The sequence below is a fragment of the Pseudomonas sp. BN607 genome (assembly GCF_029871175.1).
Taxonomy (GTDB): domain Bacteria; phylum Pseudomonadota; class Gammaproteobacteria; order Pseudomonadales; family Pseudomonadaceae; genus Aquipseudomonas.
In genome coordinates this window covers 20,909-35,779 of record NZ_SSOE01000061.1, presented here as the reverse complement: position 1 = coordinate 35,779, position 14,871 = coordinate 20,909, and the positions used below count along the sequence as shown (strand labels likewise).

At 63.5% G+C, this 14,871-nt stretch carries 12 protein-coding genes; 3 read left to right on the top strand and 9 right to left on the bottom strand.

What is annotated here, in order from left to right:
• Window positions 1-12: 12 nt before the first annotated feature.
• From E8E68_RS18170 to E8E68_RS18140, 7 genes are all read right to left on the bottom strand, one after another.
• The gene (locus E8E68_RS18170) at window positions 13-1,209 is read right to left on the bottom strand and encodes an FAD-dependent oxidoreductase (protein WP_266030024.1); all 1,197 of its coding nucleotides are present in this window, start codon (window positions 1,207-1,209) and stop codon (window positions 13-15) included.
• A 95-nt stretch (window positions 1,210-1,304) separates the two neighbouring features.
• On the bottom strand, window positions 1,305-2,117 hold the full coding sequence (locus E8E68_RS18165) for an NAD(P)-dependent oxidoreductase (protein WP_280343464.1): 813 nt from the start codon (window positions 2,115-2,117) through the stop codon (window positions 1,305-1,307).
• Between the two features lie 26 nt (window positions 2,118-2,143).
• Window positions 2,144-3,346: a pyridoxal phosphate-dependent aminotransferase gene (locus E8E68_RS18160; protein ID WP_280343461.1), complete on the bottom strand. Its 1,203-nt coding sequence runs from the start codon at window positions 3,344-3,346 to the stop codon at window positions 2,144-2,146.
• 3 nt (window positions 3,347-3,349) lie between these two features.
• The gene (locus E8E68_RS18155) at window positions 3,350-5,014 is read right to left on the bottom strand and encodes a hydantoinase B/oxoprolinase family protein (protein ID WP_280343458.1); all 1,665 of its coding nucleotides are present in this window, start codon (window positions 5,012-5,014) and stop codon (window positions 3,350-3,352) included.
• Window positions 5,015-5,038: 24 nt separating this feature from the next.
• Complete coding sequence (locus tag E8E68_RS18150) at window positions 5,039-7,114, bottom strand: hydantoinase/oxoprolinase family protein (RefSeq protein ID WP_280343455.1); 2,076 nt, start codon at window positions 7,112-7,114, stop codon at window positions 5,039-5,041.
• A gap of 230 nt (window positions 7,115-7,344) precedes the next feature.
• Window positions 7,345-8,100 carry an SDR family oxidoreductase gene (locus E8E68_RS18145; RefSeq protein ID WP_266030014.1) on the bottom strand — a complete coding sequence of 252 codons (756 nt, stop codon included), beginning with the start codon at window positions 8,098-8,100 and terminating at the stop codon, window positions 7,345-7,347.
• Window positions 8,093-8,842 carry an SDR family oxidoreductase gene (locus E8E68_RS18140; RefSeq protein ID WP_266030012.1) on the bottom strand — a complete coding sequence of 250 codons (750 nt, stop codon included), beginning with the start codon at window positions 8,840-8,842 and terminating at the stop codon, window positions 8,093-8,095. The genes E8E68_RS18145 and E8E68_RS18140 overlap by 8 nt, the downstream gene beginning before the upstream one ends.
• An 84-nt stretch (window positions 8,843-8,926) precedes the next feature.
• On the opposite strand from E8E68_RS18140, the gene E8E68_RS18135 reads away from it, so the two are divergent.
• Window positions 8,927-9,523, top strand: coding sequence for a TetR/AcrR family transcriptional regulator (locus E8E68_RS18135; protein ID WP_266030010.1), 597 nt, complete (start codon window positions 8,927-8,929; stop codon window positions 9,521-9,523).
• A gap of 123 nt (window positions 9,524-9,646) precedes the next feature.
• Window positions 9,647-10,552, top strand: a complete 906-nt coding sequence (locus E8E68_RS18130) for a LysR family transcriptional regulator (protein ID WP_266030008.1) — start codon at window positions 9,647-9,649, stop codon at window positions 10,550-10,552.
• Window positions 10,553-10,644: 92 nt separating this feature from the next.
• Here the strand turns inward: E8E68_RS18130 and E8E68_RS18125 are convergent, their stop codons facing one another.
• The gene (locus E8E68_RS18125) at window positions 10,645-11,523 is read right to left on the bottom strand and encodes a DMT family transporter (protein WP_266030007.1); all 879 of its coding nucleotides are present in this window, start codon (window positions 11,521-11,523) and stop codon (window positions 10,645-10,647) included.
• A 248-nt stretch (window positions 11,524-11,771) separates the two neighbouring features.
• Between E8E68_RS18125 and E8E68_RS18120 the strand changes: the two genes are divergently transcribed.
• Window positions 11,772-12,596: an aldo/keto reductase gene (locus E8E68_RS18120; protein ID WP_280343448.1), complete on the top strand. Its 825-nt coding sequence runs from the start codon at window positions 11,772-11,774 to the stop codon at window positions 12,594-12,596.
• Window positions 12,597-12,616: 20 nt separating this feature from the next.
• Here E8E68_RS18120 and E8E68_RS18115 read toward each other — a convergent pair whose 3' ends face one another.
• Window positions 12,617-14,713: an EAL domain-containing protein gene (locus tag E8E68_RS18115; protein WP_266030002.1), complete on the bottom strand. Its 2,097-nt coding sequence runs from the start codon at window positions 14,711-14,713 to the stop codon at window positions 12,617-12,619.
• Window positions 14,714-14,871: the final 158 nt, after the last annotated feature.

Here is a 14,871-nt window from a genome sequence, read left to right as displayed (position 1 = left end):
CAGGCGCTGCGATCAGATGACCGAATCTTCCAGGAACGGCTTGTTGTCGATTACCCGCTGGTAGCTCAGCGCGCCCAGGTCGAGCGAGCGGTAGGCACCATAGGTGATCAGCTCGGACAGCCCGCGGCCGATGGCCGGTGCCTGCTGCAGGCCGTGGCCGCTGAAGCCGTTGCAGAACAGGAAGTTGCCGACCTCGTTGTGCGGACCGACGATGGCGTTGTGGTCGAGCACGCAGAAGTCGTAGTGCCCGGCCCAGTAGTTGACGACCTTGATGCCTTCGAATGCCGGCACGCGCTCGGCGAGGATCGGCCAGACTTCTTCGTCAAACTCGGCGTGCAGCACCTCGAAGTCCTCGAAGTCCACTTCCGGGTCGTTTTTTGGATAAGTGCCGCCCAGATAGAACTTGCCCTCCGGGCGGAAGAACACCCCGGTCGGGTCGATGGTCAGCGGCACGGTACCTTCCAGCGGCGTACGGCAATCGAACACGAACAGTGAACGACGGCGTGGCTCGACCGGAATGTCCAGGCCGGCCATGCGCGCGACCTGGGTGCCGCGGGTACCGGCACAGTTGACCAACAGGCCGCAGCCAATGCGCTCGCCGCTGGCCAGTTGCACGCCAGTGATGCGATCGCCTTCACGCTGGATACCGACCACTTGGTTCTCGATGTACTCGATACCCATCGAACGCGCCTTGCGACGGAAGCCGTTGAGCATGCCCAGGCTGTCGAACCAGCCTTCGCCGCTCTGGCCGTAGCTGGCGCCTGCGAGGCTGTCGATATTCACCCAGGGGAATTTGCGCTTGAGCTGTTCGGGGTCGAGCAGATGGACATCGGCGCCGTGGGATACCTGGGTATCGTGCAGGCGGCGAAGCACTTCATAACCCTTGTCGTCACCGAGGAACAGGTAGCCGTTTTCGTGAAAGGCCAGGTCCGGGCGATCGCCTTCCACTTCCATCACATCCGGGAAGCTGCGCACGAACTCGGCGCCGAATTTGGAGATTTCGATGTTGATCGGATTGGAGAACTGCTGGCGAATCGAACTGCTCGACAGTGCGGTGGCCGATTTGTTGTAGGTCCAGTCGCGCTCGATGACCAGTACCGAACCTTTGAAGTCCGGGTTGTTGGCCAGGAAGTAGGCGGTAGCGCTGCCGTTGACTGCGCCGCCGACGATCACCACATCATAATTCTGTTGTTTAGCGGTGGAAGCCATGGAGTGAGCTCTCTTCTGATGTTGCGCTGATCACACATGCAGATGGCCCTGTTCCGGCCCTCTCGCCGGCAAGCCAGCGAGAGGGCCGGAACAGGTCATTTCGGATCTTCGAAATGCCCGGCACCGGCGAAGTTGCCGCCGTGGTAGCGTGCGGCTGGCTCGTCAGGCTTGAGCGGCGGATGCTCGGCAAGCACCTTCTCGCGATAGTCATCGGCGCTGTCTTTCGGCACGTAGCCGATGGACGAGGCCAGACGGTTGTCCCACAGGCTTTCGCGGTTGTTCGACATGCCGTACACGATCATGTGGCCAACCCGCGGCGCCAGCAGTGAGCGCTCGGTGAGCTGGGCGAAGTCGTCGAACGACAGCCAGGTGGCGAGCATGCGCCGATCCAGCGGCTCGGGGAACGACGAGCCGATGCGCAGGTTGACCGATTCGATGGCGAACTTGTCCCAGTAATAGCGGCCCAGGTCCTCGGCAAAACATTTGCTGAGGCCATAAAGACTGTCGGGGCGATGCGCGGCGGTAGCGTCAATGGTCTCGGTGCGATCGTAGAAGCCGATGGCGTGGTTGGAACTGGTGTACACCACGCGCTTGACGCCGTTGCGCCGGGCGGCTTCATAGATGTTGTAGGTGCCGACGATGTTGCCGTTGAGGATCTTGTCGAAGGTGTCCTCCACCGGCACGCCACCGGCATGCACGATGGCATCGACACCCTCGGTCAGCGGCAGCACGTCGTCGAAATTGCCCAGGTCGCAGCGCACCAGTTGTTCATGGGGCGCAGCATGGCCCAGGTCGGCGATGTCGGTCAGGCGCAGCTCGTCAGCGAATCGCGCCAGGTGCTTGCGCAGCACGCTACCCAGGCGCCCGGCGGCGCCGGTGATCAGCAGGCGTTTGAATGGCTTGCTCATGGTTTACCTCTGTGTAGATCGATTGATCAGACCAGCGCCGCAAACGCGTCGCGCAGCTGGCCCAGTGCCTGTTCCAGTTCCTGACGGGACGTGGCGAAAGACAGGCGGACATAAGGCTCCACGCCGAACGCCGAGCCTGGTACGGTCGCCACCTTGCCCACACGCAACAGGTACGCCGACAGCTCGGTATCGTTGCTGATCACGTGGCCGTCCGGGGTGCGCTTGCCGATGAAGGCGCTAACCTCGGGGAAGGCATAGAACGCACCCTGCGGCATCTGCAGCTTGAGGCCGGGGATCTGCGCCAGGCCGTCGACCATCAGGGCGCCACGCGCCTGATACTCACGGTTGGCATCACGCACGAACGTCTGCGGGCCGTTCAGTGCCGCCACTGCAGCCAACTGCGAGATGCTCGACGGGCAGGTGGTGGTCTGCGACTGGGTCTTGTTCATGGCCACGATCAGGTCTTTGGAACCTGCCGCATAGCCCAGACGGTAACCGGTCATGGCGTAGGCCTTCGACACACCATTGATCAGCAAGGTGCGCTCACGCAGTTGTGGGCACGCCGTGACGAACGACACGAAAGGCTGGTCGCCGAGCACGATGTGCTCATAGATTTCGTCCGAGATGATCAGCACCTTCGGGTGACGCTCCAGCACCTTGCCCAGTGCGGCAAACTCCTCGCGGGTGAAAATCGCCCCGCTCGGGTTGTTCGGCGAGTTGAGCATCACCCAGCGCGTACGCGGGGTGATCGCAGCCTCCAACTGCTGCGCAGTGACCTTGAAGCCCTGTTCGGCACCGCAAGGGATAACCACCGGGACACCGCCGTTGAGCATCGCCATGTCGGTGTACGAGACCCAGTAGGGTGCCGGGGTGATCACCTCGTCGCCTTCTTCCAGAGTGGCCAGGAAGGCGTTGAACAGCAATTGCTTGGCACCATTGCCCACACAGATTTCGTCCAGGCCATAGACCAGGTCGTTTTCCCGGGCGAACTTGTCGACGATAGCCTGGCGCAGCACTTCCAGGCCGTTGGGCCCGGTGTAGTGGTTGTTGCCGGCGAGCATCGCCTGATAGGCCGCCTCGATCACGTGGGCCGGCACGTTGTAGTCCGGCTCGCCCAGCGCGAGGTTGATGACCGGTTCGCCCTTGGCCAGCATCTGCTTGGCCAGCACCGACACGGCCATGCTCGGCGAGCTTTTAACCGCCTTGACGCGACTGCTTTGCACGTCCATCGCTCAACGCTCCTTGGCGGCTTCGAAGCCGTAGTCGTGACGCGCCTGCTCGGCGCTGATGTAGCCGAAGCGCAAGTCACGCTCGACTTGCTGGCGGTCGCGTAGGCGGGGGTCGCCGTAGCCACCGCCGCCGGGCAGTCGCAATACCAGCCGACGGTCTGCCGGCACGAATTGCTGACCCTTGCCGCGCAGCAGGGTGCCGTCATCCAGGCCGACGAAGCCTTCGGCGCCCTGCTGGCCACCCTCAAGGCCGCGAGCAGCATGCTGGATACGGTCGAACATGGCGCTGAAGCGGAAGCTGTAGCCCTCGGCCGCAGACACTTCGATTTCCTGGCCCAGACCGCCGCGCAGCTGGCCGGCACCGCCGGAGCCTTCACGCAGCTCCTTGCGCCACACCACCACGGGGCCAGCGTGCTCGGTAGCTTCCACCGGCATGGTGTGCACGCCACTGGGGAAGGCGGTGGCGCTGAGGCCATCCATCGCCGAACGGGCGCCCATGCCGCCACTGTTGAACATCAGCATCTCGGCGTTGCGGCCGTGCGGGTTGTTTTCGAGCGGGCGTACGCTCAAGTGCAGGTTCCACAGGGCACTGGCACCTTCGGCCGGCACCTTGCCCGGCAGACACTTGTGCAGCGCACCCAGCACCAGGTCGGGGACGAAGTGGCCGAGCACATGGCGCACCGACACTGGCGCCGGGTGCTTGGCATTGAGGATGCAACCCTCTGGTGCTGTGACTTCGAACGGCTCCAGTGACGCGCTGTTGTTAGGAATTTCAGGTGCGACGATGCACTTCAGGCCATAGCAGGCATAGGCCTTGGCGTAGCCCAGCGGCACGTTGATGCCAAACTGGCTCATGCCCGAGGTGCCGGTGAAGTCGCTTTTGATACCATCGGGACCGACCGTGATGGTGACCGCCAGGGTCACCGGCACGTCGTAGCCGTCAAGGGTCATGCTGTTGCTGTAGGTGCCATGCGGCAGCGACTTGAAGCACTCCAGCGTGGCGCGGCGGCTGTGCTCGAGGATGAAGCCGCCGATGTGCTCCAGGTCATCCAGCCTGAACTCTTCGAGCATGTCGAGCAGGCGCTTGTGGCCAGTCTCGTTGCACGCCGACAATGCGTAGAAGTCACCCACCACGCGATCGTTCTCGCGTACGTTGTTGCGCAGGATGTTGATCAGGTCACGGTTGACCTGGCCGCGCTCGAACAGCTTCATGATCGGGATGAACAGGCCTTCTTCGTACACCTCGCGAGCATCAGGACCAAAGCCGCGGCCGCCGATGTCGACCACATGCGCGGTGCTGGCGAAGTAGCCGATCAGCTTGCCCTTGTAGAAGGACGGGGAAACGATGGTGATGTCGTGCAGGTGACCGGTACCCTTCCACGGGTCGTTGGTCACGTATACATCACCTTCGAAGATGTTGTTTTCACCGATGTCGTTGATGAAGTGCACCACCGCCTCGGCCATGGTGTTGACATGGCCAGGGGTGCCAGTGACGGCCTGGGCGAGCATGTTGCCAGCCCGGTCGAAGACGCCGGCCGACAGGTCGCCGGCCTCGCGCACACTGGTGGAAAACGCCGTGCGGATCAGGGTCAGGGCCTGTTCTTCGACCACCGAGACCAGGCGGTTCCACATCACCTGCATTTGAATGTCGATCAAAGTATCGCTCATGGTTCTGGCTTCCGGATTCAGGCGTTAGCGGCGCACGACCAGCAGGCAGCCGTCTGGCTGGACCGTGGCGGTGAAGTTGGAGGTGACGAACGTCGAGGTCTCGCGCTCGACGATGATCGCCGGGCCTTCGACGCGGGCACCTACCTGCAGCTCTTCGCGCGGGTGGATGCCAGCCTCGACGAACCCACCGGCAGCCACGTCGAATACCTGGCGACGGGCAACTTCGTGAGCGCGATAGGCGGCGCCCACTTCGTCGATCTGCTGTACCGGCGGTAGCGGCGAACTGGCCTTGACCGACCAGCTGACGATTTCGATATCCGGGCCTTCGATGGGGCGGCCAAAGAAGCGGGTGTAGGCCTCTTCGAAGCGAGCCTTGAACTCCACCGTATCGGCGCCACTGAAAGCCTTGAATGGCAAGGCCACCGGAATTTCCCAACCCTGGCCGACATAGCGCATGAACGCCGTGCATTCCATTTCCGGCTCACCGACCGGCATGCCCTGGCGCAGGAAGCCCAGCGACTCGGCCTTCATTTCTTCGATCAGCGCATTGACCACTGCTGCATCGAACTCGGACAAGCGCACGAAGGCGCTGCGCACGGCTTCGTAGCCGAACGGCGCACGCAGGAAGCCAATGGCCGAGCCCACGCCCGCACCAGCCGGCACGATAAAGCGCGCCACGCCCATCTTCTCGCACAGCCGAGCGGCATGCAGCGGACCGCCGCCACCGAAGGTGATCATGGTGTAGTCGGCGATGTCCTTGCCGCTTTCCACCGCATGTACGCGGCCGGCGTTGGCCATGTTCTCGTCGACCACCTCGCACACGCCAAACGCAGCGGTATCGGCCTGCATGCCCAACGGCTGGCCGATGACCCGGGCCATGGCGTTGGCGGCGCTGTCAGCGGACAGGCGCAAGGCGCCACCGGCGAAGTTCTCGGCATCCAGGCGGCCAAGCAGCAGGTTGGCGTCGGTAATGGTGGGCTCCAGGCCGCCACGCCCGTAGCAGGCCGGGCCTGGCTCGGAAGCGGCGCTGTGCGGGCCAACGCGGATCTGGCGCATGCTGTCGATGCTGGCGATGGAGCCGCCGCCGGCGCCGATTTCGACCATTTCCACCACCGGGATGGAAATCGGCATGCCGCTGCCTTTCTTGAAGCGATAGGTGCGCGCTACCTCAAAGGTCTTTGCGGTTTTCGGCACCTGGTCTTCGATCAGGCAGATTTTTGCCGTGGTACCGCCCATGTCGAACGACAGCACGTTTTCCAGCTGGTAACGGCGGGCAATGTCAGCGGCGAATATCGCACCACCGGCCGGGCCGGATTCAACCAGCCGTACCGGGAACTCGGCGGCACTCTGCACGGAGATGATGCCGCCACCGGAATGGATCATGAACACCGGACAGTGGGCGCCCGCTTCCTTGAGGGTGACCACCAGACGGTCCAGGTAGGACTTGATCAGCGGCTTGACATAGGCGTTGGCGCATACGGTGTTGAAGCGTTCGAATTCACGCATCTGCGGCGAGACTTCGCTGGAGATGGAGATCGACAACTGCGGCAGGCGCGCTTGCAGGGCATCGCGCAACTGGCGCTCGTGGGCGCCATTGACATAGCTGTGGATGAAGCCGATGGCCACGCTCTGGTAGTTGCCTTCGGCGATGCGCTCGACCAGCGCCTCAATGTCGGCCTGCACCGGGGCGATCAGCACCTTGCCCTTGACGTCCAGGCGCTCGCGCAGGGTATAGCGGTGTTCGCGATCAATCAGCGGCGGTGCCAGGACGATGTTGATGTCGTACTGCTCAAAGCGGTTTTCAGTGCGCATTTCCAGGGTGTCCCGGAAGCCTTCAGTGGTGATGAAGGCTGTGCGGGCGCCACGGCGCTCGATCAGCGCGTTGGTGGCCAGGGTGGTGCCATGGATCAATTGATCGATGTCCGACAGCGCCAGGCCCGCCTGCTCCACCACCTGGCGTACGCCGGTGAGGATGGCCCGCTCGGGGAGCTCGTAGTCGGTCAGGATCTTGGTCGAATGCAGCACGCCGTTCACATCCAGCGCGATATCGGTGAAGGTGCCGCCTATGTCCACGCCGACCCGGCATGATGTCGCAGTCATCGTCATATCCCCTGCAATGCTCTGTAGTTGTCTCGACCGGTTAAGGCGGTCTTCATGTAAGTTATATGTTGTCTTACAGGTGGTCAAGCACCTATTTGCTGAAATCTGTTGTGTTGGCACCGACCTCTTCGCCGATGGACCCACGCTTACAGGCTCGCCGCAAACCCTGAGGGCAGCGCCCTGAGCTGCGGGGTCGGGCGCACCCGCGTAGAGGCCAGTGCCACCACCCCTCAATCTGCCGTCTTGACCATTCTCCCCCCGCCCACCGCCTGCGCTGTGGGGAACACTTCCATCCGGGACACATCCACTTGCCGCGGCATCTTCAGCGCAGCCAGCAAAAGCTCGGCAATGTCTTCCGGCTGAATCGACTCATACCCGTCATACAGTTCGCTACCTGCCGCCTGCATGCCCATGGCGGTTTTGTACAACTGAGTCTGCACCCGGCCCGGGGCAATCTCGGTCACTCGCACCCCGCTGCCCAGCAGATCACAGCGCAAGGCATCGCAGAACAGGCTCACCCCGGCCTTGGACGCCCCATACACCGCCGCTCCCGGATGCGCTGCGCGGCCGGCACTCGACCCAATGAAGAACAGATGCCCCCTACCCCGCCCGACCATGCCGGGCAACACCTGGCGCGCCAGGTGCAGCGGCGCCTTGAGGTTGATATCGAGCATGTTGTCGATCTCGGCTTCGTCCATGTCCTGGAACGCCGCACGGGTAGACAGAATGCCCGCGTTGTTGACCAGTACATCTAGTGCCTGCCCTTCCAGTGCGGCCGTCAGCGAACGGTAGTCGCGCACATCCGCCTGCAAGGTACTCACCCCGGGCTCGCCGGCAAGCTCTGCCAGCGCCTCAGGGCTGCGGCCCACGGCGATCACCTGCAAACCAGCGTCACGTAGCGCCAGCACGATGGCCCTGCCGATACCGCTGGTGGCCCCGGTTACCAGCGCGCGCTGGTAGCCCTTGGGGAATGCGACTTCAGGCATAGATGTAACCCCCGCTGACAATCACGTTTTCGCCGGTGGCGTAGCTGTTGCGGCTGCTGCCCATCATCACGATCCATTCAGCAATTTCTGCGGGTTCTGCGGCGCGGCCCAGCGGGTTGGCCGCTGCCAGTTCACCAAGGAAGCCCAGCTGCCTAGCGCGCTCGGTGGCGAAACCGGCCGGGGCCACCGAGTTGACCAGGATCTGGTCCTTGGCGCAGGCCTGGGCAAAGGATTTGGTCAGGCTCACCACCGCTGCCTTGGTCGCCGCGTAATGGGCGTTTTGCGGGTGGGCCTTGAAGGCATCGACCGAAGTGACGTTGACGATACGCCCCGTAACCGCCGGGGCCGCCACGTACTGCTGCATGTGGCGCACCGCAGCGACCATCATGTGGTAGGTGCCCTTGATGTTGACGGCGTTTTCCAGGTCCCACTCATCGTCGGTGATCTCGAAGATGTCCTGGCGCGGGTAGATTGCCGCGCTGTTGACCAAACAATGCACCCGCCCCAGGCCCTCGACAATCTGGCCAAAAGCAGCGTGGGCGGTATCCTTGCGGGCAATATCACCCACCGCGATCGCCACCTGTACACCTTGCCCGCGCAGCTCTTCTGCAGCTTGTACCAGCAATTGCTCATTCCGGTCGATCAGGCCGATCTTGTCGGCGCCACGCTTGACCATCAGCCGGGCTGTTTCCAGGCCCAGACCCGCGGCACCACCTACAATCACCACCGTTTGCTTGTCCACGAAACACCTCCACGATTGAGTCTTTACGTAAGATGCCTGTTGTCTTACATTTGGTCAAACATCAATTCGCCGACAGGTGCCGCCATGCCCGCTTACAGCCGCTCGTCCGTACCCGCCCCGCATGCCCGGGACCGCCTGCTGGATGCGGCCAGCGCGCTGTTCGCCAACCACGGCTACCAGGCCATCGGCTTGCGCGACCTGGCCAGCCACCTGGGCTTGCGGGCGGGGTCGCTGTATCACCATATCGAAAGCAAGCAGGGACTGCTGTTCGAGCTGATCGAATCGAGCCTGATCGATCTGCTGTATGAAACCCGACAATGCCTCAGAGGCGCCCGTACCAACAGTGAACGCTTACCGTGCTTCGTCCGGGCATTCGTCGCGTACAGCCAGGCCAACCCTGACAAACTGGTGCTTTTGACCCGCGAGGCAATGAACCTCAGCGAAGAGCAGTTGTTGCAGGTCGAACAGCTGAAGGCGGAGTACAGCGGGCTGCTGAGTGACATCGTTGCTGCCGAATGCGGGCTTTCGGCATCGCGGGCGCGTTCGATTGCCCACGCGGTACTGGGATTGTTGTGCGGCCAGGCGCAATGGGGAACTTTGCTGAACGCCCGGGAGCAGTTGGTGACCTTCGTCCAGGGCATTGTCGGCACCGGCAAGCCCCCACAACTGATTGTGCGTTAAGGCGCTGCTGCAGGTTGTGGGGCCGGGCTTGCCCGCGAACGGGCCGGCACATCGGTACAAGGCAACCAGGCCACCGGCATGCTTCAATACACCGCCCCCCTTCACTCCGGAACCTGAGCCCTCATGAACCGCAACGACCTGCGCCGCGTCGACATGAACCTGCTGGTGCTGTTCGAAGCCCTGATGATCGAACGCAACCTGACCCGCGTCGGCGAAAAGCTGTTCATCACCCAGTCCACCGTCAGCGCCGCCCTCGCCCGCCTGCGCGAGCTGTTCGACGACCCGCTGCTGATCCGTAGCGGCCGGGCCATGGAGCCCACGCCGAGGGCCATGCAGATCTTCGCCGAGCTGGGCCCGGCCATGGATGTGATTTCCGCGGCCATCAGCCGCGCCCGCGAGTTCGACCCGGCCAACAGCTGCAACGTGTTCCGCCTGGGCCTGTCGGACGACGCCGAGTTCGGTCTGTTCCCGGCCCTGCTGCAAGCCCTGCGCGAAGAGGCCCCGGACATCAGCGTGGTGGTCCGGCGGGCCAACTTCCTGCTGATGCCGGGCCTGCTGGCCAGTGGCGAGATCTCGGTGGGCGTGAGCTATACCACCGACCTGCCAGCCACCGCCAAACGCCGCAAGCTGCGGGATATCGGGGTACGGGTGCTGCGCGCCGACGACCGCCCGGGGCCGCTGACCCTCGACGAATACTGCGCGCGCCCGCATGTAATGGTGTCGTTTTCCGGTGACATGAGCGGCAACATCGACCTCGACCTGGCGCGCATCGGCCGTTGCCGCAAGGTAGTACTGGCCGTACCGCAGTTCGGCAGCCTGCGCGCCCTGCTGCGCAACACCGAACTGATCGCCACGGTGCCGGACTACGCCGCCTGCGCGCTGGCCGACGACGGTAGCCTGCGTGCCGACCCGGCGCCGTTCGAGATCACCGAGGCCGAACTGTCGATGGTGTGGAGCGGCGCACAGGACAACGACCCGGCCGAGCGTTGGCTGCGCGAACGCATCCTGCAATTCATGGCCACACAGTGAAGCAGCGACCTCATCGATAGCCGCAATTGACGACTCGTTACTGGCTGCTACTCAGGGGGCAAGCATGGCACTGACTGGGCCGGTGCAGGTTTCTACTTGCCCCGCTGCATCCACGCCGCCCCCAACCCACTGAGGCATATCACCGAGATGCCCACCAGGCTCAGGGTATCCGGGACCTGGCTATACACCACGAGCCCAAGCAACCCGGCGAACACGATCTGGCAATAGCTGAAAGGCGCCAGCAACGCCGGTGCAGCGTGGCGGAAGGCCTGGGTCAGCAGCAGGTGCGCGGTCATGCCAAAGCCGCCCAGCGCCAGCATCAGCAGCGCATGGTCCCAACGCGGTACCTCCCAGAAGAACGGCACCAGCGCACTCATCGCCAATGTGTTGCACAGCCCCGCATAAAAGTTACTGGTGGTCGGACTGTCATGCGCAGCGAGTATGCGCGTCAGCAACTGATAGAAGCAGAAGCCCAATGCTGAACCGAACGGGTACAGGATCGCCGGGGTGAACATTGCCCCGCCCGGGTGCACCACCACCAGGACGCCGATGAAGCCCAGCACCACTGCCACCCACTGCCCCACCGTCACCCGCTCCTTCAACAGCGGCGCCGACAGCGCGGTGACCAGCACCGGGGCAAGGAAGTTGACTGCGGTGGCCTCGGCCAACGGCAGGTATTGCAAGCCGGTGGTGAACAGCAGGCTGGTGCTCAGCAGGCTCAGAGCGCGCAAGGTTTGCAACAGCGGGCGGCGGGTACGCAGTACGTTGAGGCCGGCCTTGGGCAGGAAAATGCCGGCCATCAGCAGGGTATGCACCACATAACGCGCCCACACCACCATGACAATCGGGTACAGGCCGCCAAGGAACTTGGACAAGGCATCGTGGCTGGCGAACAGGAACGTCGCCACCACCACCAGGGCGATGCCGCGCAGGGGTTGGTTGACGCCGGACAGCGGTGTGCTGGAACTCATGGCTCTCTCGATGACGGCGCGGCCCGATGCCGCGCCCAGGAAAGGCCGCACAGGCATACGCCTGGCGGGTGCAACAGCTCGAATTCTAGAAGAGATGCAGCAAGATAAGGAAGTTGATTCACCGTTTGTCCAGCACGGGGGCAATTTGTGTTCGCTGATCGACCACTTTATGCCCCGCAAGCATGGCCCGGGAGCTGCTGATCACCGACCATCGAACATGACCCCTGCCCACCCTACAAGGAATTTACATGCAAAGGCTCACTACCCGTAACGGCCTGGACCTCCCCGCAATCGGCCTGGGCACCTGGCCGATGACTGGCAGCGAGTGCACGGCCGCCGTGCACCAAGCCCTGGACGTGGGTTACCGGCACATCGACACCGCCACCGCCTACAACAACGAGGCGGCTGTCGGCCAGGCGCTGCGCGACAGCGATGTGCCTCGCGAGCACATCCACCTCACCACCAAGGTCTGGTGGGACCGCCTTGAGCCAAAAGCCATGCGCCAGTCGCTGGAAGACAGCCTGCGCGCCCTGGGGACCGAACAGGTCGACCTGTTCCACATCCACTGGCCCGGCAAGGACTGGGACCTGGCCCGCAGTATCGACACGTTGGTGGCCTTGCGTGACGAGGGCAAAGCGCGCCATATCGGCGTGGCCAACTTCCCGCTGGGGCTGCTGCGCCAGGTGATCGAGACCCTGGGCGCGCCGTTGTCGGCTATCCAGGTGGAATACCACGTGCTGCTTGGCCAGCAACCGCTGCTCGACTACGCCCGCAGCCACGACCTGCTGCTGACCGCCTACACCCCACTGGCCCGCGGCCAGGCAGCGGCGCAGCCGGTCATTCAGGAAATCGCCCGCAAGCACGGCGTGCTGCCCAGCCAGGTGGCGCTGAAGTGGCTGCTGGACCAGGACGGCGTGGCAGCGATACCCAAGGCCAGCAGCCGGGAAAACCAGCTGGCCAACCTGGCAGCATTGAACGTGCGGCTGGATGATGAAGACCGCGCAGTCATTGCCGGGCTGCCGAAGGACCAGCGCGTGGTCAGCCCGGCGTTTGCGCCAGACTGGAATAGCTGAGTTGCGCGCAGAACGGCCCTTCAAACCCGGGTAATGATCTGCTTCAAACGCTCGCTGGCCGGCGCCGGCCGCCCGTACAGGTAGCCCTGGAAGTGCGAACAGCCCTCCGCGGCCAGCCGGCGCATCTGCTCCTCCGACTCCACGCCCTCGGCGGTGGTCTTGATCATCAGGCTGTTGGACAAATCGGTGATCGCACGGATGATCGACATCGCCTCGCGGCTGTCGCACATGTCGTGCACGAACGACTTGTCGATCTTGATCCGGTCGAACGGGAACGACCGCAGGTAGCCCAGCGACGAATAGCCGGTGCCAAAGTCGTCCAGCGAAATCGACACACCCAGGTCTTTTAGCGCGCGCAAGGTACGCACATTGTCTTCGCTGTTGCCCAGCAGCACTGATTCGGTAATCTCCAGTTCCAGCCGCTGCGGCGCCAGGCCAGAGTCGGCCAGCGCCAGGGCGACGATGTGCACCAGGTTGCCCTTCTTGAACTGCACCGCCGACAGGTTGACCGAAACGGTCTGCTCACTGTCCCAACTGGCCGCCTCCTGGCAGGCCAGGTTCAGCGCGCGGGTACCGAGTTCGTGGATCAGGCCGGTTTCTTCGGCGATGGGGATGAAGTCCATCGGCATGACCATGCCGCGGGTCGGGTGCTCCCAGCGCAACAGCGCCTCATAACCCGTGACGCTGCTGGTCTGATGGTCGACCACCGGCTGGTAGTGCAGTTGCAACTGGCCCAGGTGCAGCGCCGTGCGCAAGTCGGTTTCCACCAGACGCCGCTGGCGGGCGGCAACGTCCAGTTCGACGTCGAAGCACTCGTAGCGGTTGCGGCCGTTGCGCTTGGCTTCGTACAGCGCCATGTCGGCATAGCTCAGCAGTTGCTCGGCCTGGTCGTTGTCATCCGGGGCGATGGCAATGCCGATACTTACCCCCACGCTGAACTGGTGCCCTTCTATCTGGAACGGCGGGTAAATGGCATTGATCAGTCGCTGTGCGGTATTGCAGGCCGCCTCGCGGCTTTCCAGGCCGGTGAGCACCACGGCGAACTCGTCGCCGCCCAGCCGGGCCAGGGTGTCGTGTTCACGCAGTTCGCGGCGCAGGCGCTTGCCAAGGGCGCGCAGCAGCTTGTCGCCAAAGGCATGGCCCAACGAGTCGTTGATGTTCTTGAAATTGTCCAGGTCCAGGCACAAGGCGGCGCTCAGCTTGTCCTGCTCGCTGCCGCGCACCAAGGCCTGGCGCAGGCGTTCGTTGAACAGCGTGCGGTTGGGCAGCCCGGTGAGCGCATCGTGGTGCGCCATGTGGTGGATCTGCGCGTGGGCGGCCAATTCTTCGGTGGCGTCCTCGGCCACGAACAGCACGTAGTCGGCCTGGCCCTCGCGGTTCTGGCTGAGCAAGGTACGGCTGCGCAGGGTGCGCGGGCCACGGGCGGTATCGACGCAGGTTTCGGCGGCATGGCCCTTGGTGCTGCGGGCACCGCGCACCAGTTGCTGCTGCAGGAAGTCGGCCGCCGCCGGTGCCAGGCAGTCGCTGGGCAGCTGGCCGATCATGCTGTGCTGCGGCCCGCCGAACAGGCGCTCGGCCTGCTGGTTGGCCAACAGGATCCGCTGACTTTCCAGGTCCTGGACGATGACGCTGGCGGGGATGTTGGCAATCACCGAATCAAGAAACTGTGACAACTTGGCCATTTCCTGGCTGTACTGCTCGGCCAGCTCCTTGGCCCGCAGCAGTTCCTGTTCCTGCTGGTAGCGTTCGGAAATGTCGCGGGTGACCTTGGCAAAACCCACCAGGTGCCCGGCATCGTCGTACACGGCGTCGATCACCACATGGGCATGGAAAGCTGAACCGTCCTTGCGCAGCCGTGAGCCGATTTCCTCGAAGCGGCCGGTGTTGCGCGCCTGCTCCAGGTTGAGCGCAGGCAACCCGGCAGCACGTTCGGCATCGCTGTAGAACAGCGAATAGTGCTGGCCGACGATTTCTTCGGCCTTGTAGCCCTTGGCGCGCTGCGCACCAGGGTTCCAGTTGGCAACGATACCTTCGGGCGTGAGCAGGTAGATGGCATAGTCCACCACACTCTGGATCAACAGCCGGTACATGATGTCGGGGCTGGCAACTAGCGACATGAACTTTACCTGAGCCTTTGCAGGGCATGAAAAGAGACCGGCAAGCGAGTGCCGGGCTTGAGTGAGCATTGATGGCATTATGCCGCCCATGACAATTTTGTGAAGTGGCTCACAAAAATGTCGCCATCCCTTCATCAAGGACGAACCAAGGCGAGGAA

Coding starts and splice junctions, on each gene's coding strand:
- E8E68_RS18130 (WP_266030008.1), top strand. CDS start 9,647: ATGAACCGCAACGACCTGCGCCGCGTCGACATGAACCTGCTGGTGCTG.
- E8E68_RS18135 (WP_266030010.1), top strand. CDS start 8,927: ATGCCCGCTTACAGCCGCTCGTCCGTACCCGCCCCGCATGCCCGGGAC.
- E8E68_RS18115 (WP_266030002.1), bottom strand. CDS start 14,713: ATGTCGCTAGTTGCCAGCCCCGACATCATGTACCGGCTGTTGATCCAG.
- E8E68_RS18125 (WP_266030007.1), bottom strand. CDS start 11,523: ATGAGTTCCAGCACACCGCTGTCCGGCGTCAACCAACCCCTGCGCGGC.
- E8E68_RS18120 (WP_280343448.1), top strand. CDS start 11,772: ATGCAAAGGCTCACTACCCGTAACGGCCTGGACCTCCCCGCAATCGGC.
- E8E68_RS18170 (WP_266030024.1), bottom strand. CDS start 1,209: ATGGCTTCCACCGCTAAACAACAGAATTATGATGTGGTGATCGTCGGC.
- E8E68_RS18165 (WP_280343464.1), bottom strand. CDS start 2,117: ATGAGCAAGCCATTCAAACGCCTGCTGATCACCGGCGCCGCCGGGCGC.
- E8E68_RS18145 (WP_266030014.1), bottom strand. CDS start 8,100: ATGCCTGAAGTCGCATTCCCCAAGGGCTACCAGCGCGCGCTGGTAACC.
- E8E68_RS18160 (WP_280343461.1), bottom strand. CDS start 3,346: ATGGACGTGCAAAGCAGTCGCGTCAAGGCGGTTAAAAGCTCGCCGAGC.
- E8E68_RS18150 (WP_280343455.1), bottom strand. CDS start 7,114: ATGACTGCGACATCATGCCGGGTCGGCGTGGACATAGGCGGCACCTTC.
- E8E68_RS18155 (WP_280343458.1), bottom strand. CDS start 5,014: ATGAGCGATACTTTGATCGACATTCAAATGCAGGTGATGTGGAACCGC.